The sequence below is a fragment of the Algibacter mikhailovii genome (assembly GCF_014651495.1).
Taxonomy (GTDB): Bacteria; Bacteroidota; Bacteroidia; order Flavobacteriales; family Flavobacteriaceae; genus Algibacter_E; species Algibacter_E mikhailovii.
In genome coordinates, this window is record NZ_BMWZ01000002.1 from 416,428 (window position 1) to 437,469 (window position 21,042).

Annotated in this window: 14 protein-coding genes; 8 read left to right on the forward strand and 6 right to left on the reverse strand. The window is 33.8% G+C overall.

The annotated features are described in order from the left end of the window. The first annotated feature begins 7 nt into the window (after window positions 1–7). Window positions 8–934 (forward strand): PfkB family carbohydrate kinase, encoded by a 927-nt coding sequence (locus IE051_RS05200; RefSeq protein ID WP_189359715.1) that lies wholly within the window; start codon window positions 8–10, stop codon window positions 932–934. Between the two features lie 107 nt (window positions 935–1,041). Continuing rightward, window positions 1,042–2,940 carry an amidophosphoribosyltransferase gene (locus IE051_RS05205; RefSeq protein ID WP_189359716.1) on the forward strand — a complete coding sequence of 633 codons (1,899 nt, stop codon included), beginning with the start codon at window positions 1,042–1,044 and terminating at the stop codon, window positions 2,938–2,940. Window positions 2,941–3,380: 440 nt separating this feature from the next. Here the strand turns inward: IE051_RS05205 and IE051_RS05210 are convergent, their stop codons facing one another. Both IE051_RS05210 and IE051_RS05215 read right to left on the reverse strand, forming a co-directional pair. Next, window positions 3,381–5,546, reverse strand: coding sequence for a carbohydrate-binding protein (locus IE051_RS05210; RefSeq protein ID WP_189359717.1), 2,166 nt, complete (start codon window positions 5,544–5,546; stop codon window positions 3,381–3,383). Between the two features lie 55 nt (window positions 5,547–5,601). Then, window positions 5,602–6,210, reverse strand: coding sequence for a superoxide dismutase (locus IE051_RS05215; protein WP_189359718.1), 609 nt, complete (start codon window positions 6,208–6,210; stop codon window positions 5,602–5,604). 121 nt (window positions 6,211–6,331) lie between these two features. Here IE051_RS05215 and IE051_RS05220 point away from each other — a divergent pair, with 121 nt between their 5' ends. The 5 genes from IE051_RS05220 to IE051_RS05240 all read left to right on the forward strand — a co-directional run bounded on the left by IE051_RS05220 (window position 6,332) and on the right by IE051_RS05240 (window position 16,740). Further along, entirely contained in the window at window positions 6,332–9,469 is a 3,138-nt protein-coding gene (locus IE051_RS05220) for a UvrD-helicase domain-containing protein (protein ID WP_189359719.1), read from the forward strand. Between the two features lie 432 nt (window positions 9,470–9,901). Next, the gene (locus IE051_RS05225; protein WP_189359720.1) at window positions 9,902–11,254 is read left to right on the forward strand and encodes an OmpA family protein; all 1,353 of its coding nucleotides are present in this window, start codon (window positions 9,902–9,904) and stop codon (window positions 11,252–11,254) included. 72 nt (window positions 11,255–11,326) lie between these two features. Then, entirely contained in the window at window positions 11,327–14,083 is a 2,757-nt protein-coding gene (locus IE051_RS05230; RefSeq protein ID WP_189359721.1) for a PD-(D/E)XK nuclease family protein, read from the forward strand. A gap of 1 nt (window position 14,084) precedes the next feature. Continuing rightward, complete coding sequence (locus IE051_RS05235) at window positions 14,085–14,927, forward strand: alpha/beta hydrolase family protein (RefSeq protein ID WP_189359722.1); 843 nt, start codon at window positions 14,085–14,087, stop codon at window positions 14,925–14,927. A gap of 136 nt (window positions 14,928–15,063) precedes the next feature. Continuing rightward, on the forward strand, window positions 15,064–16,740 hold the full coding sequence (locus tag IE051_RS05240; RefSeq protein WP_189359723.1) for a glycerol-3-phosphate dehydrogenase/oxidase: 1,677 nt from the start codon (window positions 15,064–15,066) through the stop codon (window positions 16,738–16,740). Window positions 16,741–17,011: 271 nt separating this feature from the next. Here IE051_RS05240 and IE051_RS05245 read toward each other — a convergent pair whose 3' ends face one another. Next, window positions 17,012–17,257 carry a hypothetical protein gene (locus IE051_RS05245; protein WP_189359724.1) on the reverse strand — a complete coding sequence of 82 codons (246 nt, stop codon included), beginning with the start codon at window positions 17,255–17,257 and terminating at the stop codon, window positions 17,012–17,014. Window positions 17,258–17,374: 117 nt separating this feature from the next. Here IE051_RS05245 and IE051_RS05250 point away from each other — a divergent pair, with 117 nt between their 5' ends. Continuing rightward, window positions 17,375–18,250 (forward strand): helix-turn-helix domain-containing protein, encoded by an 876-nt coding sequence (locus IE051_RS05250; RefSeq protein WP_189359725.1) that lies wholly within the window; start codon window positions 17,375–17,377, stop codon window positions 18,248–18,250. Between the two features lies 1 nt (window position 18,251). On the opposite strand, the gene IE051_RS05255 is transcribed toward IE051_RS05250, so the two are convergent. Genes IE051_RS05255 through IE051_RS05265 form a run of 3 tightly spaced genes read right to left on the reverse strand, consistent with a single transcriptional unit; the run spans window position 18,252 to window position 21,024 of the window. Further along, window positions 18,252–18,797, reverse strand: a complete 546-nt coding sequence (locus IE051_RS05255; protein ID WP_189359726.1) for a hypothetical protein — start codon at window positions 18,795–18,797, stop codon at window positions 18,252–18,254. 9 nt (window positions 18,798–18,806) lie between these two features. Beyond that, on the reverse strand, window positions 18,807–19,274 hold the full coding sequence (locus IE051_RS05260; RefSeq protein WP_189359727.1) for a hypothetical protein: 468 nt from the start codon (window positions 19,272–19,274) through the stop codon (window positions 18,807–18,809). Between the two features lie 55 nt (window positions 19,275–19,329). Further along, window positions 19,330–21,024: an ATP-binding cassette domain-containing protein gene (locus IE051_RS05265; protein ID WP_189359728.1), complete on the reverse strand. Its 1,695-nt coding sequence runs from the start codon at window positions 21,022–21,024 to the stop codon at window positions 19,330–19,332. Window positions 21,025–21,042 lie beyond the last annotated feature (18 nt).

The following is a 21,042-nucleotide window of genomic DNA, read 5'->3' on the forward strand; positions in this document are numbered from 1 at the left end:
CCATTTTATGAGTAAATTAGTTATTGTTGGAACTGTAGCGTTTGATGCTATTGAAACACCTTTTGGTAAAACCGATAAAATCCTTGGTGGCGCAGCTACATTTATTGGTCTTGCAGCTTCACATTTTGATATTAATGCCGCGGCAGTCTCTATTGTTGGTGATGATTTTCCTCAAGAATATTTAGATTTATTATCTGAAAGACATATTGATACCACAGGTATTGAAATTATTGAAAATGGAAAAACTTTCTTTTGGAGTGGGCGCTATCATAACGACATGAATACGCGTGACACTTTAGTTACAGAATTAAACACCCTTGCAGATTTCAAACCAGTAGTCCCTGAAGACTACAAAGATGCTGAAGTGGTTATGTTAGGAAACCTACATCCTATCGTCCAATCAAGTGTTTTGGATCAAATGTCTAAGAAACCGAAATTAGCGATTTTAGACACAATGAATTACTGGATGGATTGCGCTTTAGATGATTTAATTAATGTAATAAAACGTATTGATGTAATAACCATTAATGATGAAGAGGCTAGGCAATTAACCGGAGAATATTCTTTACTAGTTGCAGCCAAAAAAATTCAGGAGATGGGACCTCAATATGTTGTAATCAAAAAAGGTGAGCATGGTGCTTTATTATTTCATGAAGACCAAGTATTTTACGCCCCTGCATTGCCTTTGAAAGAGGTTTTTGACCCAACAGGTGCAGGTGATACTTTTGCTGGTGGTTTTGCGGGCTATTTAGCAAAAACGAACGATTACTCTTTTGAGAATATGAAAAATGCCGTAATATATGGATCGACATTAGCATCATTTTGCGTAGAGAAATTTGGTACAGAACGTATGCAAAATTTAACTAGCGAAGAAGTCCATAAACGATTGCTGCAATTTAAGCAGTTAACGCAATTTGATATAGAATTAGGATAATCTAACGCGCTCTAAAATAGAGTGCGTTTTTAATTAGAAAATATGGTCATTCTCATGCGGATGGGAATCTAATAATAATTTTTAAGTAAAGCGAAAATATTTTTAATATGAGTGATGCCTTAAAACACGAATGTGGAATAGCTGTTATCAGACTTTTAAAACCATTAGAGTATTATAAGAAAAAATATGGCACAGCATTTTATGGTGTAAACAAAATGTACTTAATGATGGAAAAACAGCACAATCGTGGACAAGATGGTGCTGGACTTGCAAGTATTAAGTTAGATACCAAACCAGGAGAGCGCTACATAAGTAGAGTGCGTTCGGTGGCCCAACAACCTATCCAAGATATTTTCGCCCAAATTAACGAACGTGTTAATAAGGAATTTGAAGAGCATCCAGAATATAAAGATGACGTTGCTGCTCAAAAAAGAAATATCCCATACATTGGAGAGGTATTACTAGGCCATGTGCGCTATGGTACATTTGGTAAAAATAGCGTTGAAAGTGTGCATCCGTTTTTAAGACAAAACAACTGGATGCATAGAAATTTAATTATGGCAGGAAACTTTAACATGACGAATGTTAAAGAGCTTTTTGGCAACTTAGTTGACCTAGGACAACACCCTAAAGAATATACGGACACCATAACTATAATGGAAAAAATAGGCCATTTCTTAGATGATGCCGTAAGTAGAATATATAAAGATTTAAAAAAGGAAGGCTATAATAAAAAAGAGGCTTCACCATTAATTGCGAAGCGTTTAAAAGTAGGTAAAATTCTGAAACGCGCTGCCAAAAACTGGGATGGCGGATATGCCATGGCTGGACTAATTGGTCACGGTGACGCTTTTGTTTTAAGAGATCCTGCAGGCATTAGACCGGCCTTCTATTATCAAGATGATGAAGTGGTTGTTGTCGCTTCAGAACGCCCAGTAATTCAGACTGTTTTTAATGTAAAATTTGAAGATGTAAAGGAATTAGAACCAGGGCAAGCCATTATTACTAAAAAATCTGGGGAAGTAAGACTAAAACAAATTTTAGAACCCTTAGAAAAAAAATCTTGTTCATTTGAGCGCATTTATTTTTCAAGAGGTAGTGATGCTGAAATATACCAAGAACGCAAAACCTTAGGTAAATTATTAATGCCACAAGTTCTTGAAGCCATTAATAATGACACTAAAAATACGGTGTTCTCATATATTCCAAATACAGCTGAAACCTCCTTCTTTGGCATGATTGAAACTGCCGAAGCTTATATCAATAAAAGAAAGACCAAAGCAATTTTAAATGGGCAACGTTCGCTGTCTGCGGCCAAAGTCACTGAAATTTTATCAGAACATGCACGCGTTGAAAAAATCGCAATAAAAGATGTCAAGCTTAGGACATTTATAACTGAAGACAGCAGTAGAGATGATCTTGTAGCTCATGTTTATGACGTTACTTATGGGGTTATTAAACCAACCGATAATCTTGTAATTATAGATGATAGTATTGTAAGAGGTACTACATTAAAAATGAGTATCCTAAAGATGCTTGATCGCTTGAATCCTAAAAAAATTATTGTGGTTTCTTCTGCTCCACAAATACGATATCCGGATTGTTATGGTATCGACATGGCCAATCTTGAAAGTTTAGTTGCTTTTAGAGCAGCTCTAGAATTGTTAAAGGATGCAAATTCATATCACATTGTCAAAGAGGTTTATGATAAATGTATCATGCAGACGGATTTAGATGATAGACACGTGCAAAACTTTGTAAAAGAAATTTATGACCCGTTTACAGATGAACAGATTTCGGATAAAATTTCGGAATTACTAAGTGATGACAGCATTACCGCTGAAGTAAAAATTATTTTCCAACCCGTTGAAAACCTTCACAAGGCATGCCCTGACCATTTAGGCGACTGGTATTTCACTGGAAATTACCCAACAGTTGGCGGAAATAGAGTAGTAAACCGTGCGTTTATAAACTTTTATGAAGGCAATAAAGAACGAGCCTATTAAATACGGAATCCGTATTTAATCAAAGATAAAATATCAAAAATGTATTTCATCTTATAAATAAGCTATTCATCTAAAAAATAGTCATTTTATCTAAAATACGCATAAATTGGTCTCACCATAACATAAGTAGGTTAAGTTCATGGTAGATTTGGGGCAAAAAAAGGTGAACTCTCGTTCGCCTTTTTTTATATCATATCATTTCCTTTCATTCCTCTCTATTCCAAGTAAAGAGTGCAGTAGTTAATAAAACAAGCGTTTAAACCTATAATTGAACCGTTTAACTGAAAAATTTTCACAAGCACGAACAGCATTCTATATTTGATGCACCATAACATAAGTAGGTTAAGTTCATGGTAGATTTGGGGCAAAAAGGTGAACTCTCGTTCACCTTTTTCATTTTATATATTTTCTTGTTTTTTCTTATTCCAGCTTATCCCTTTTTACTTTTTCACAAATAGAGCAGATTGATTGCCTTCCTGACTTTTAGCAACCAATACATAAAGTCCATTTTTTAATTTTTTTACATTTAATGGCATGTGTGGTCCTGTTTTGCCCTCTTTTATAACTTTTCCAAGTAAATCAAAAATTTGGTAATGCACTTGGCTTTCAAGATTAGCTATATTTAAAAAGGTATCAGTGGGATTAGGGTGTAAATTAAGTTTCTTATTGTTTTTTAATAAAAAGTCTGGCGTTGAAAGACCTAGCGCTTCCTTTTTATCCAAGTAAAACTTATCCATATTCCATTGCCAATCATTACTCCCATTAGCCAATATACGAATGATATGAGATCCTGACTTAATATTTATTAATGCATTATGCCTTAAAAACCTATAATCATCCCAGGCGCCATTATTGGGCACTAAAGTGCTAGCCAATACAGTATTATCAATGAGCATTTGTACATTGGCATTATTCATAGGCGTACTAATTAAATAAGTAAGTTCATACATTCCTGATTCTGGAATATTTACTGTAAATTCCATCCAATCCTGGCGGTTTACAAAATTAACACCAATATTAGTGGCATTAACGCCATCATATCCGCTTGGCGTGTAACCATCTTCATTTTTTGTGGCCTCAAAATCCTCAGCTTCAATTATTATAGCATTAGGAGAAGGAGCCTCAATTTCTTTAACCAAATCAAATCTTTTTAAATGCATCCAACCCCCTTGAACTTGTCCATCCCATTTAAGCTCATGAGCTAACCCCCAAGAAACGCCAGATGTTGGATTTTCACCTTCTAAACTTGGTCTAAAAATTCCTAAGGCATCAGGAACGTGGCTAGCTTTTCCTTTCATTTCAAAATTCAAACCATCGGAAGCAAACTGGACAGATCCTCTTTCGGGCCCATCAAGTTTCTGAATTATAGCAATCCCATTATCATAATTCCAAACACTTACCTCATGACCAGAAGTTGTAAGGGGGTTATATTCAGATTTAATATATGGCCCTGTAGGATTATCTGCGATAGCAACACCCCATCTAATTTCCCGTTCACCGCAGTATCTTTCCTCTCCCATTCGTTCTCCTTTGTAATACAAATAGAATTTATTATTATAAAACCTTAAACAAGGATCATGTACTTTATGACTGTCAAAATCACCTTTTTCAATAACATCTAATCTACTGGTTGAATTATCAGCCCAAGCACCATTATCCGTTGGTCTTAAAATTGGCTCACTAAGTTTAGTCCATGGCCCACTAGGAGAATCAGCAACAGCCATAGCTACAGTGTTCTTTACACGTTCAATATACGGATGTTTAACAGCTTGGTATATTAAATAGAATTTACTATCGTGAACAAATATTTCAGGTGTAAATACTGAGCGGTCATCAAAACTTCCAGAAGTCCCTCTTGATACGGCTACACCTTGTTCTTTCCATTGATACCCGTCTACTGACGTTGCATAATAAACATCACAATAATCCCATGGAAAGACATTATCATTAATATTATTTGTCCGGAAATAGGTTGAAGTTTCAGATAATTTATAAGTGTACCAAACATAATACAATCCATTATGTTGAATTACCGCACTGGGATCACGACGCGTATACGTGGCATCAGGAGCAAAATCTCCATCTAAATTCGATTCGGAAAATTGGACATTCCATAAAGGGTCATTTGGAATATTAGGATTGTTATAAACTTCACAACCGGTTAAATAATTCTCCCATCGGGCAGTAGCAACACTTTTAATTTTAGGTCTTAATTGAACAACCAAATTCGTGGTAGGTGTAAGATTTCTTAAATCTTCAAAAACATAACTTCCTTTGTTTATTTGTAAAGTACGCTCTGCGTTATTGTCAACCGAAAATAAAAATTCCCCATTTGCCAAAGTTGTTACCTGTTGATTAGTTTCAACCAATGTAACCGTAGCTCCAGTAATTGGCAATCCCGTGTTTTTATCTGTAACGGTACCAGAATATGTTTGTGCTGTTATTTGTAAACAGAAACTAAAAACAAAAAAGTAATTGAAATATTTCACATGTATATATTTAGAAAAGTAAATATATCCCGAAACGTCATCTACTATTCTAAAACAGACTTGACTTAAACTAAACAATAAAACACTTGTACTAAATGATAGCCCAATTGTTAGCATAAAAAAACGCCTTAGTTAAACTAAGGCGTTCCTAAAAATTTATAAAGCGTGAATTTTATTTTGCTTCAGCGTAACGTCTTTCAACTTCATTCCAGTTAATAACGCTAAAAAATGCATTAATATAATCCGGACGTCTGTTTTGGTAATTTAAATAATACGCATGTTCCCATACATCTAAACCTAAAATTGGAGTACCTCCACAACTCACACCGGGCATTAATGGATTATCTTGGTTTGGTGTAGAGCAAATTTCAATTTTCCCTCCTTTTTGAACACATAACCAAGCCCATCCTGAACCAAAACGCGTTGCTGCAGCTTTACTAAAAGCGGCGATAAACTCATCTTTAGATCCAAAAGTTGCCTCAATAGCATCTTTCAATTCTCCTGATAAATACCCTCTATCTTCAGGATTCATAACTGTCCAAAACAATGAGTGGTTATAAAATCCTCCTCCGTTATTCCTAACAGCGCCATTATCCATATCTAGACCTGTAAGAATATCTTCAATAGACTTTCCTTCTAAATCTGTACCTGCAATGGCATTATTTAAATTATTGGTATATCCTTGGTGATGTTTAGTATGGTGTATCTCCATGGTTCTTGCATCCATGTGAGGTTCTAAAGCATCGTATGCGTATCCTAATTTCGGTAATTCGAAAGCCATAATTATTGTTTTATATTAATATTTAAAATCTTTCAAATTTACATATAATACAAGTCAATTAAAAATAATATATTGTTATCAAACCATTGATAGTTTTTATCTTGTTTGCAAATTACCCTATATGACTGAAACCAATCCTTTTTCCATATACAATGCCTCAGCCGGCAGCGGTAAGACTTATACTCTTGTAAAAGAGTATTTAAAACACCTATTTCAATCAGATAATTTATTCCATTTTAAACGTATTCTAGCCATAACCTTCACAAATAAGGCGGTTGCTGAAATGAAAGAACGCATTGTTAATGCACTAGTTATGTTCTCAAGTGAACACATTCTACAAGAAGGAGATAGTATGTTTGATGCTATTGGAAAAGAACTTCAAATTCCACCTGAACATCTTCAAAAAAAGTCCAAATTATTATTAAACACCATAATACATAATTATGCAGCCTTTGATATTTCAACAATTGATGGCTTCACGCATAAAATAATTAGAACTTTTGCCCATGATTTAAAACTTCCTTTAAATTTTGAAGTTGAACTTGACCAAGATGCGCTTTTAAACGAAGCTGTTGACAGCTTGATTTCCAAAACTGGCACAAACAAAGCCCTCACTAAGGTATTAGTTGATTTTGCCATTGAAAAAGCTGATGACGATAAGAGTTGGGATCTTTCTTTTGATTTTAATAAAATCGCAAAACTACTAATCAATGAAAATGATAAGCCTTTTATTGACGGTTTGAAAGGCAAAACATTAAAAGATTTTGACTCCCTCAAGAAAAAATTAACCAAAGAGATTTTAGAATTAGAAAAGAAGATTGTTAGTGACGCCCAACATGTTTTAGATTTAATTAACAAGGCCGGTTTAGATCATTCCAACTTTAGTAGAAGCACACTGCCTAACCACTTCAAAAAAGTTTTGAATTTAGAATTAAATAGCCTTTACAGTAATAAACTGGAAGAAAATATTTCAGAAAGAAAAGGTATTTATACTAAAACACTAGATGCACATTTGGCTCAGTCCATAGATGCACTGCTTCCACAAATAGAAGAATTCTACAAAACAATTAAAAGTCAGGTATATCATCTTAAATTTCTCAAAAACTTTTATAAAAATATCACTCCTCTATCTGTTTTAAACGCCATAAATAATGAGTTAACCCAACTAAAGGCAGAACAAAATAAGATGCTCATTTCAGAATTTAATTCAATAATTAGTAAAGAAATTATAGCGCAGCCTACTCCTTTTATTTATGAACGCTTAGGGGAAAAATTCAAACATTATTTTATTGATGAATTTCAAGACACCTCAGTTATGCAATGGGAAAATTTATCTCCATTAATAGATAATGCCTTAGCTTCTGAGCAAGGAAGTACCATGCTAGTGGGTGACGCGAAACAAGCAATTTATAGATGGAGAGGTGGAAAAGCCGAACAGTTTATAGAATTATTTAATAAAACGAATACACCATTTAATACAGAGCAAAGCATAAGAAACCTTGAAGAAAACTACAGAAGCTATAAAGAAATCATTTGCTTTAACAATGGTTTTTTTAACTTTTTAGCAAATCAGGTATTTAAAAATGAAGTATACCAAAACTTATATAGCAATGCCAATCAAAATATCATTAACGATAAAGAAGGTTTTGTTGAGCTATCTTTTCTAGAACTGGACAAAACTGATGACAAAGATGTTATTTTTCCTGAGGTGGTATTAAAAAAAATCAAACAGTGCCAGGGAAATGGTTATATGCTTGAAGATATTTGCATTTTAGTAAGAAAAAAGAAAGAAGGCGTTGCTATTGCCAACTTCCTAAGTTTACAAAATATAAGCATAATTTCTTCTGAAACCTTATTACTAGCAAATTCAGCCGAAGTTACTTTTATTAATGATTTATTGGCACTTCTCATTCAACCAAATAACAAGGAAATTAAGATTAAGGTGCTTAATTATCTTACCACGAAATTAAATATAGAAGATAAACATAATTTTTTCATAAACCATTTAAACCTCAATACTTTTGATTTACTTGAAAGCTTTGCCCATTATAGTATTCATGTCTCCCTAGACAAATTGCTAAGCCTTCCATTTTATGATTTAGTAGAAACCATTATTAGAAGTTTTAGTTTAGTCTTAAAATCAAATGCCTACATTCAGTTTTATTTAGATGTTGTTTTAGACTATTCAGATAAAAAGGGCTCTGACATTGCGGGCTTTTTAGACTATTTCGATAAGAAAAAAAACAATTTGAGTATCATTTCTCCCAAAGGCCAAAACGCTGTTCAAATAATGACCATCCATAAATCTAAAGGTTTAGAATTTCCTGTTGTTATTTTTCCTTATGCCAATATGAATATCTATGAAGACATAGAGCCAAAAGAATGGTATCCATTAGACCCTAATACTTACGAAGGTTTTTCTTATACATCTTTGAGCTACAACAAAGATTTTGCTTTTTATGGGCACGAAGGTGAAATAATATATAATCGCCATCAATCTGAACTTGAATTAGACAGTATTAATTTATTATATGTTGCACTTACTAGACCTGTTGAGCAGCTTTTCATACTCTCGACAAAAGATATAACTTCAAAAGGTATAATAAGTGATAATAAGTATTCAGGATTATTTATTTCTTACCTACAATCTCTTGGTAAATGGAATGATTCAGAAACGCTTTACACCTTTGGAAACCCTCAAAAAACATCAAAAAATAAAACCAATCAAATACATAATATATCAGAAGCAAATTTTCTATCAACAGCCAAAGAAGATCATAATATCAAAATTATTTCAAAATCGGCCTACTTATGGGATACCAACCAACAAGAGGCTATAGAAAAAGGAAATTTGATACATAATATCATGTCTCAAATTTTAACTTCTCAAGACATAGACCCCGTATTTCAGAACTTCATAGCATTGGGCATCATTTCCTATGAACAAGCAGTCCCTCTTAAAGAGACGGTTTTGCGTATTGTTGAACATCCAGAACTGAAGGACTACTTCAAATCAAATCTTACCATCTTTAATGAACGTGATATCATTTCAAAAACCGGTCTTATTTTGAGACCAGATAGGATTATTTTGAATGCAAAAAGCGAAGCGATTATCATAGACTATAAAACAGGCTTAGAAGACGTAAAACACGAACAACAAATAATGTCTTATAATGATGTTTTAATGGAAATGAACATTACCGTTAAAAAAAGAATTCTGATTTATATCGATAATGAAATTAGAGTGAAAATCATTTAAAGCATTAAAAATAGCGGTGCCACCAGAACTCAATTTGGATTTAACAGCAACTGTTATTCCTAATTCTCACCTTAAAAACCAACTAAAACATCCTTTTGTTCAAATACTTATAAAATCAAAAGTTGACCTTAAACTCACAGCCGCCATAACTTTACGAATGCCCCTACCCTTGCATACCACCTCACGGCAGCGAGAATAGGGCATACGCCCAAATCTAGTCCCCCATTATTAGTAAGTCCAGTAAAAATGCCATTAACCTCGATTATTTGTAGGACAATTATCTTTGAGAATTAACAAAATACTATCTAAAATGATTCTGAACTACCCGCAAATAAAGAGAATCTACAATATTTTTTTATATTTGTCTTTGTTAATAAAGTTTAACAACTTACTTTTGTTTACGATTAACACTTAAAAATTAAACTTTTGAATATGAAAAATCTTAGCAGATTATTAGCCGCTATGTTGATTGTACTTGTGTGCAGCAACGTAAACGCACAAGACAAAAACAATCCGTGGCAAATTACCATTGGTGTAAATGCAGTAGACTTTTATCCTGTAGGAGAAGATGCTCCTCAAGGTGATTATTTTGATGAGTTCTTTAACCTGACAGATCACTACAACATTTTACCTTCATTATCTACAATTTCTGTTTCTAAATACATTAGCAACGGATTTTCTTTTGGAGTTGCTGGGTCATTAAACAAAATAGACAAATTTGGTGATTTAGATGTTGCTGATTTATCTTATTACGGACTTGATGGTACAATCAAATACACTTTTACTGAAGATACTACGTTAACGCCTTATTTAGGTGTTGGTGGGGGTTACACTTGGGTAGATGAAATTGGTGCTGGAACATTAAACGTAACTTTAGGTACTGATGTTTGGTTAAGTGAAAATGTTGCTTTAACATACCAATTTGCTTACAAGCATGCATTTGAAGATTACTTATCTAAACATTTCCAACACACTTTAGGTCTGTCTATCAAATTTGGTGGAACTGACACTGATGGTGATGGTATATACGACAAAGATGATGCTTGTCCAGAAGTTGCTGGTTTAGAAGCGTTTAATGGTTGTCCAGATTCTGATGGTGATGGTATTGAAGATAGCAAAGATGATTGTCCTAATGAAGCTGGTTTAGCTGAATTTAATGGATGTCCTGATGCTGACGGTGATGGTGTTGCTGATAAAGATGATAAATGTCCTACTGTTGCTGGTTTAGCTTCATTAAACGGATGTCCGGATGCTGATGGTGACGGTGTTGCTGATGGTGACGATAAATGTCCTAACGAAGCTGGTCCTGCTGCTAACCAAGGATGTCCTTGGCCAGATACTGACGGTGACGGTGTAATTGACAAAGATGATCTTTGTCCAGAAACAGTTGGTACTGTTGCAAACAACGGTTGTCCTGAAGTAACAGAAGCTGTTAAAAAAGCACTTAATGCTTATGCTAAGACCATTTTATTTGATACAGGAAAATCTTCTATCAAAGAACAGTCAAGTGAAGTTCTTCAAAATATCATTGATATCTTAAAAGAATATCCTAATGCCAAATTTAACATTGAAGGTCATACTGATAGTGTAGGTAGCGAAACATTAAACCAACAATTATCTGAATCTAGAGCTAATTCTGTTAAAGATTACTTAGTGAAAGGTGGTATTGAAGCTGGAAGACTTTCTGCTGCTGGTTATGGTGAATCTAAACCTCTTGATACTAACAAAACAAGAGCTGGAAGAAGAAACAACAGACGTGTTGAAATTAACTTAAACAAAGACTAAGTTTACTTTAAGTTAGTAAAATAAATATTTAAAAACGCTTCGGAAATCCGAAGCGTTTTTTATTTTTATACAATGACTACTTTCATTCTTGACGTCCTAACCGATTTAAAAAAACAGGATGTCAACTTTTCTGAATTAACATTTATCCTCCCTAGTAAGCGTGCCGGTATTTTTTTAAAACATGAACTTCATAAGGTTGTTGACCAAACCTTGTTTGCACCAGATATTATAAGCATAGAAGAGTTTACAGAAGATTTATCACAACTTAAGAGCATATCCAATACCGAACTGCTTTTTGAATTTTACACCTCTTATTTACAACATACTAAGGCTAATGAACGTGATTCATTTGAAACATATTCTAAGTGGGCCCAAATATTGCTTCAGGACTTCAATGAAATAGATAGGTACCTCATACCCCAAAAACAGATTTTTCATTATTTAAGTGCCATTGAAGATTTAAAACATTGGTCTTTAGAAGAACCCAAAACCGCTTTTGTAAAAAGATATTTATCCTTTTGGAATAATCTTTTTTCATACTATTCGGTATTCTCAAATCACTTAAAACAAAAAAAAATTGGATATCAAGGGTTGATCTATCGCGAAGCCGTTAACCATATTGAAGATTATATTAAAGCAAACCCCAAAAAACAACATGTTTTTTTAGGGTTCAATGCTCTAAATACTGCTGAAGAATTTATTATTCAGGCATTACTTCGGGATAATTTAGCCAAAGTCTACTGGGATATTGACCATTTTTTCTTCAACAATGAAAAGCATGACGCCAGCTTTTTTACAAGACAACATAAAAAAAACTGGCGCCATTATGATAAAAACCCATTTAACTGCGTTCCCCAAAACTATATAAAACAAAAGAACATATCAGTATTTGCAATCCCCAAAAATGTTGGTCAAGCTAAACAAATCGGCTCTTTATTAGATAAAATACAATCAATTAATAAAACCTTGCAAAATACAGCCGTCGTCCTAGGGGATGAAAACCTGTTAATCCCTGTATTAAATTCAATTCCAGAAGATATTAATAGCATCAATATAACGATGGGGTATCCTTTAAAATCTATCCCATTAGCTTCATTGTTTGAAGGGCTTCTTAACTTACATAAAAATAATTCCAACAGCTTTTATTATAAGGACATTATTAATATCATATCTCATCAATTCATAAGACCCTTATTACAAATTGATGGCCAAGATTTCGCTTCAATACTTATAGATGCTATTGAACACAACAACCTCATCTTTATAAAACATTCGAGATTAAAGGAATTATCGCAAAGCGCAAATCATATTATTGATTTGCTCTTTCTTGACTGGAATATTTCCATTGAAAAAACGATTAAAAACTGTTCGACATTAATTTTAAGCATTAAATCCCATCTTAATGAAGACAAGGCTGCCAATCTGCTTTCACTTGAATATTTATTCCGTTTTAATGCGCTTTTTAATGAGCTTTCAAGACTTAACGCTACATACCATCATATAAATGATTTAAATACTTTGCATAGTCTTTACAAAGATCTGCTAAGCTCAGAGACCTTAGATTTTCAAGGAGAACCCTTACAGGGGCTTCAAATAATGGGCATGCTAGAGTCCAGGGTGTTAGATTTTGAAACAGTCATTATTTCGTCTGTAAATGAGGGTATATTACCGTCGGGAAAAAGCAATAACTCCTTCATACCTTTTGACGTTAAGTTAGAAAATAATTTGCCTACATATAAAGAAAAAGATGCCGTATACACCTATCATTTTTACAGACTGATACAACGTGCCAAAAATGTGTTTATATTATACAACACGGAAGCTGACATACTAACTGGGGGGGAAAAAAGCAGACTAATTACTCAACTGGAGTTAGAAGGTATACACTATATACATCAAGAAACGGTTACGCCACAGGTACCAACCCTTGTGAATTCATTAAATGTGATTCCTAAAACTCCTGAGTTACAACAAAGTATTATACAATTGGCTGGTTTAGGTTTTTCTCCTTCCTCATTAACCAATTATATGCGTAATCCTATTGATTTCTATTATCAAAAGATTCTAAAAATTAATACGCATATTACTGTTGAAGAAACAGTTGCGGCAAACACCTTAGGGACTGTCGTTCACAATACTTTAGAAGATTTTTATAAGCCTTTGCAAGGAAAGGTCCTCTCAATAGACCTCCTTAAAACCATGAAATCAAAAATTTCAGATCGCGTTGCTTATCATTTTCAACAGGAATATAAAGAGGGGGATATTAATAAAGGTAAGAATCTCATCATTTTTGAAATTGCTAAACGCTATGTATCTAATTTTTTAGATTACGAGATAAAGGCTATTAGCGATGGAAATACCATAAAAATAATGTCCATTGAGGCAGATAATCAAGTGAAAATAAACATTCCAGAATTCGACTTCCCAGTAATTTTAAAAGGTAAGGTAGATCGTGTAGATGAATATAACGGTATTACCAGAATTATTGATTACAAAACAGGTAGCGTCATGACCAATCAAGTTGAAATTGTCAATTGGGAGGACCTAACAACAGATTACAAAAAATACAGTAAAAGTTTTCAAGTACTGGCTTATGCCTATATGATGCATGAATCAAACACCATAAACTTACCTGCTGAAGCTGGTATCATCTCATTTAAAAACTTAAGTTCTGGTTTTATAAAGTTCTCTAAAAAAGAAAGCACGAAGACAAGAGCTAAGAATTCACTTATAACAGCAGAAACCTTAGAAGCCTTTAAATTTGAACTAACCAAGCTAATATTAGAAATCTGTAATCCAGAAATTGATTTTATAGAAAAAGAAATTTAATATGACAATAACAAAAAATATCATTGTACCCGGAAAGCATCTCAAGCCTATTCTTACCGATGTTTTTTATCCAAATAACAACAGCTCTAAACCAATTGTAATATTTTGTCATGGTTATAAAGGTTTCAAAGATTGGGGCGCTTGGGATCATATGGCAAAAGCATTCGTTAAGGCGGGTTTCTTTTTTGTGAAATTTAATTTCTCACATAATGGCGGAACCATAGAACAACCCTTTGACTTTCCAGATTTGGAAGCTTTTGGAAATAATAACTACACCAAAGAATTAGATGATTTAGAAACAATTATAGATTGGGTTTGTTCAAACCCTGATTTCAAAAATCATATTAATTTAAGCCATATCACCTTAATTGGACATAGTAGAGCTGGAGGTATTGTTACGATAAAAGCCGAAGAAGACCAACGTATTACAAAAGTGGTGAGCTTGGCTGGCGTAAGTGATTTTGAAAAGCGCACTTCAACAACAGGTGAACTGGAAAAATGGAAAAATGATGGCGTTAAGTATATTATAAATGGACGCACAAAGCAACAGATGCCCCATTATTATCAGTTCTACCTAGACTTTATTAATAATAAAGAGCGACTTACCATAAAACGTGCCGTATCCAAATTAAATATTCCCTATTTAATAATTCATGGTGATGGTGACACCAGTGTTCTTATAGAAGAAGCCCATGGGCTGCATAAATGGAACGCAGAGAGCACTCTAAAAATAATTCGTGATGCCAATCATGTTTTTGGAGCAAAACACCCTTACAATGAACCAATACTGCCCACGCATTTAGATGACGCTATAACTGAAATGATTCATTTTATAACAAACTAAGTTTAATGTATCCCTTAACATAAAATAGTTGTTCACTGTATGGCTTATGTCGTAACAAAAAACGTAATCATACCCAAACGTTTATTAAATTAGTAATGCTATAAGTATTAGAAAACAGACAACTTAGACGTCCGTAATGAAAAAACCATTAGAATTTTCATTTTTAAACAGACCAGTACTCATTGAACAATTACAAACTGAAACGTTTGATGTAGCCATTATTGGTGGTGGTATAACCGGCGCTGGAATTGCCCTAGATGCAGCTACTCGAGGACTAAAGGTCTGTCTTATAGAAAAACTTGATTTTGCATCAGGCACCAGTAATAAATCCACAAAATTAATACATGGTGGCCTAAGGTACCTTAAACAGTTTGAAATTGGCTTAGTAAGAGAATCAGGCACGGAACGCGCCATTGTTCATAAACTTGCACCACACTTGGTTGTTCCTGTAAAAATGCTACTCCCTTTGGTGGAAGGTGGTACATATGGCAAAATAATGACGTCTCTTGGCCTTAAACTCTATGATTTTTTAGCAAATGTAAATGGTGATGATAAGCGGCTAATGCTGGATAAAAATGAAACCTTAGTAAAAGAAGCATTGCTTGATAAAAACACAATCCTGGGAGGTGGGCTTTATGCAGAATATAGAACCGATGATGCAAGACTTACTACTGAAATACTTAAAAAAGCAGCTTCATTTGGCGCCACAATTGTAAACTATTGTGTCCTAGAATCGTTTAATTACAATGCCAATTCTAAGATTAACTATCTGAATTGTACGGATAAAATTACCGGTACTAATCTAAAAATAAAAGCAGTCAATTATGTATCTGCTGCAGGCCCATGGGTAGATCAAATACGTGCCAAAGATCAATCTATGAGTCCCAAGCATTTGCACTTGAGCAAAGGCGTTCATATTGTATTTCCCTTTGAAAAGCTACCCATTAAACAATCACTTTATTTTGACGTATCCGATGGCAGAATGATATTCGCCATTCCTAGAGGTCGAATTACGTACGTAGGGACTACAGATACTAACTATTACAGTAATATAGATCGGGTGGTAGCTACTAAAGATGATGCAAAGTATTTGTTACAAGGCATAAATAAAGCATTCCCAGCGGTGAATCTATCTATCAACGACATAGAATCTAATTGGGCAGGACTGCGGCCATTAATTTATGAAGAAGACAAAGACCCCTCGGAACTATCAAGAAAAGATGAACTATTTATTTCTAAAAGTGGATTAATCTCTATCGCAGGGGGGAAACTAACAGGTTATAGAAGAATGGCTCATAGGGCTATTGAAGCTGTGTTAAAAACAAATAAAACTATGGTTCAGGAGAATTTAGAACCCTCAAAAACTGAAAACATACCATTGGTGACCCCATCCTTAAAAAATACACTTGATGTAGAAAAATATCAAAAGCAATTAGAAACTACACTAATTGAATTAGGGGTATCCAATAATTATTATGCTTGGTATTTATGCAGTACTTATGGCAAGAACGCTGATATTATAATAAGGGAATCAAGTAATTTTTCAAATCAAGACGTTTTAGAGCGCCTAATAAGGGCTGAACTTTTATATTGTTTGCATCATGAAATGACAGGGAGCTTATCAGATTTTTTTGTAAGACGTACAGGAAGACTTTACTTTGATATTAAGAGCATAAACACGTATATGCCTCTAATTTTAAATGATTTCATAAATTATTTAAATTGGGATACTGCGCGTGTAAATTCTGAAAAAGACAACATGGCATTGCTAATTAAAGATGCTACAACATTTTATGCTGAAGAATTCAAATAAAGACATTATTCAATAAATAAAAACCTTAAAAAACAATTTATAAAAATCCTGGCTCTACTAAAACCGAACATGCCTATAAAAAGAAAGCAGCGTATAAAACGCTGCTATCAATCAAAAATCAAACTTAATCATTGCTATTAATCCTAGTTCCATTTTTATAAACAAACTAAACCATCAAACTTTAAATCCTAATCATTAACTTAATAACTCTTAGTTAATTACACTACAAATTTACATTTGTAATTCTTGTATTTATGCGACATTTCGTGTCTTATTCGGTATTTCCTTCTATTAACTGCCGCAGCAGCCGTTCTTCTTGAGGCGAAATCCGTTTACCATTAATATCATTTAACAGAATAAGCGCCTTTTTAAAAGAGTACTCAGGTATATCTTCATCTTCAAGGTTAACCTGAAGAATCAGCTTTTCAAGCTTTACCATAGTTTTGAGCTGTTCCATGCCCTCAGGCGCATCTTTTTCTAAAGCGCCTTCCATTAGTTTTAGTTTAAACAAAAGCATGGACACAATTCCCTTTTTATAATGGTCAAATCTAATTACTACAATTCAATTTTAATATGACATACCGTGTCTGAGATAAGTCATTTTATTATATTTACTTATCAAACATCATTTTTAATGAACAGTTATAATTCTATAGGGGCCTTATTTATTGACTATCGAAACTTCTATAATCTTTCGCAGTCTGATTTTGCGGATGCCATAAACGTAGATCTAAGAACTGTACAGCGCTGGGAGAAAAATTTAACTTTAATAAAATCTGAAAAAGAAGAAAACATTGTATTGGCTACCCTGATGCCCTATCAACTCATTCATAATCTAAATGCAGTCGTACCTATCCCTACATTTTACAATTTTAAAACCCGAAAATATTCACTTTCTAAGCAAACTAACGATCTCCCTAAATTAAGCTGGTTTATAGATCAAATAGAAATCACCTCCTCAAATTTAAGAACCATTGAATTTGATTATGACTTTAAATACATCGAACAGTTCATAGACTCACAAAAAAGAGACAATAATTATGTGAATGCCGAACTGATTAAGGAAGCCATAAGGATACTCCCTGAATTAAATTTTGTGCATACAGGAAAATCAGGCTATTACACGGGGCACTGTATTGTTTTACCTATAAACGAAAAGACTTATAACAGATTAAAAACAAAAGAAATAACAAATAAAGATATTAGAGCCAAAGACTTAGTTGATTTTAAAACTTTGGAACGCCCTATTTTTTATAGATATGATATAACAGGAGACTGCAACGACACCATATTTTATGTCATGGCTCATTTCTTTAGATTTTTCAGGGACCTAGAAAACAAAAATTATCTCATGTGTGGATATACAGAGCGTGATGATAACTACCAAGTAAATTTACAAATTGGATTGAAGTTTATCTGGGAGGACAAGGCCTTACAAAAGGAACTTAATTTAGAAGCACCACCAAGGTTTTTTGAAGGTAATTTTAATAATTTTTTAGCCCAACTATAACTCAATACGCCAAAGTTTCACTTTCAGGATACACTTTTTTTACCCAAAATAATTCATTAAAAATATTTAAAAAATCAATTAGATTTTCAAAATCTTTTCTGTCAACAAATACTTCATAACCCAATAAAGACCTGCCCATGACCAACAAGTGATAAGGTTTTAAGCTATAATCATAATGATAAAGTAACAATTCAAAACAATCAATTGTACCCACTTTTTCATTTTTCCTCACCCATTGTTTAACAAGGCCTTTATCATAGCTTATTTTTTTATAAGCCTCTAATTCTAATTCCGCATAAGATTCCTTTTGGTGGTATTTAGTAAACTCCCTTAAAGCACTAAACAAGGATAAAAACAGATAGGCATCATCTTTTTTTTTGCAAGAGCATTGATTTGTCCATCGATAATTGCAGCCAGATACCGGGCAATTCCAATTTGATTTTACTTCATAATAATCACCCACATATGCTCGCAACCAATCCTTTATTTTCTCCATGGAATACACCCCGTTATCCTTTAGATCTTCAAATACTCTTAGTGCTTCCATGGTAACTATCTATTTAATGTAGGGATTAGAAGTTTGTTGACCTAGGGCTAAATAATACTGAATATGTTTAAAGGAAGGCTTTATACCAATCTCATACATCATACCATGAAGTGAAATTGCAAACCATCGTTTTTGATCAATAGACAAACTGTTAATTTTAGTATAGCTATATGCCAAATCATTCGTCTTGTATTCTTGCATGTATTTTGATTTTATACCAAAGCCTATACTCTCAAACTGGTCATAGATATAATTATACATTTTTAGGTTAAGGGATGCATCATCGGCTTTAAGTACCATTAAAAAAGTATGAGCCATTGCTCCTTTTTGTTCTACAGATAAGCTGCGGCTAAAATTTATAAGCCTTGGGTGCATTTCAAAGCCGTATTTCCTTTTCTTTTTTGTAAACCAATTGAACACCCTATTCCATTTTAGTCTCACAAAATTACAATGTACATGCATTGCCAGGTATGACACATTATGTCGTATACTCTTTATTATCAATTGTTTAAATTCCTACAAATATAATTGGTTATTCTATTTGAATTATTTTGTCGCACCAGGGTAGCACAGAGGTACGATGGGTGACAAATAGGATGGTAACTTTTGTTTTTAATTCAGCCAACAGATCCATGATTTGCTTTTCGTTGTCTTCATCTAATGAAGAGGTCGCTTCATCGAGCAACAGGATTTTTGGCTGCCGCAACAGGACACGTGCCAGAGCAAGACGTTGTCTTTCGCCGCCTGAAAAGTGAAATTGATAATTGACAATGTCTTCATCAAGACCTTTTTTAAAACGCCTTACCAGCTGCAGAGCATTTACCTGTTCCAATACGTTTCTAATTTCTGTTTCAGATATCTCCCTGTGACTGTCCCATACCAAGTTTTCACGAAGGGAGCCATCAATAAAAAAAGAATCCTGCGGCAGATAACCGATTCCTTTGCGCCATTTGGGTAAAATTTCCTGGTCAAGAACTTGTCCATCTACACAAATTTCTCCTGAAAATGGCTGTTGCAACCCGGCAATTAAATCGATAAGAGTCGTTTTACCACGGCCCGATTGACCTATTATTCCTGTGAGACTAAAGGCAGGTATTTTTGCATTAAAATTTTCAAAAAGTGCTGCATCACCAGAAAAAGAAAAGTTCAATTTTTTTATATTAATTTCATTTGTCAATGGAATTGGTATGCTGCTTTGGTGAGCATGGATATCAGGTTCAGGAAAATCTTTATCTAATTGCATGACCCGTTTTACGGATGCAAAATGGGTAATAATAATATTTATATCAGTGTTGATAGAGGTAAACTGCGGATAGATTCGAGAAAAAAGAATAATCAATATAAAAAATGCAGTGAGCGGGATTAAACCAAATTTATAGCCTATGTAAACGACCAGCACCAGTACCAGTATTCCAGAGATTTTGTAAATAAATTTAGGCAGGGCATGGTTCTTCTCCATCTGGTATTCCAATCCAAGAAGTGAAGCTGAGGCCATGTCGAATTTCTTATAATAGAAATTTTCAGAGCTGTGTACTTTGGCTATTTTTACTGTAAGCCAGAAATCATCAATGTATCTCAGTAAGTGATTGTATGAATCCACAAACCCCTCACCGAGATGAAATGCTCTAAACAAATATTTACGAAGTAGCAAAAAAAGAACAAGCCCAATGAAAGTAATAAATAACGTAAATTTTAACGATATTAGCATGGCCCAAGCCATATAGGACGCTGTCATAATAAACCCAGCAAGTACGCGCATAATAAAGAAAAAATAATCAGCCATATTAGGAACCTCTTTGCTCAAAACCTGCAAATGATTGGTTTTACTCTTGTTATTCAGTAATTCCCAGTCGGCCATGATAATTTTACGGAACAGACGACTACGGATTTGATAAATAAAATTTTGCTGATAACTAGCATCCAGCAGACTTTTCCATAATTGTAATAAGGCCACTACTGAAAGCACTATGACATAGATTATTAATATGGTTTCTAAATTTAACTGAATCCCCGCTTTTTCCGCCAGATCATTGAAAGTGTCCGTTATCTGGTTAGTCTGTCCTTCAGTACTGGGCGCGAGCACTTTTAAAAGAGGAATAAGTAATACGATGGAAAACCCTGAAAACACACCTAAAAATAGGGTTAACACAAATAAAAGGAGCAGTTTTCCTGGCCGGAAGTTTAAAAGCATTCGAAAACTTTCAACAAAGAACAGGTCTATTTTCATTGTTTAAAATTATTGAAG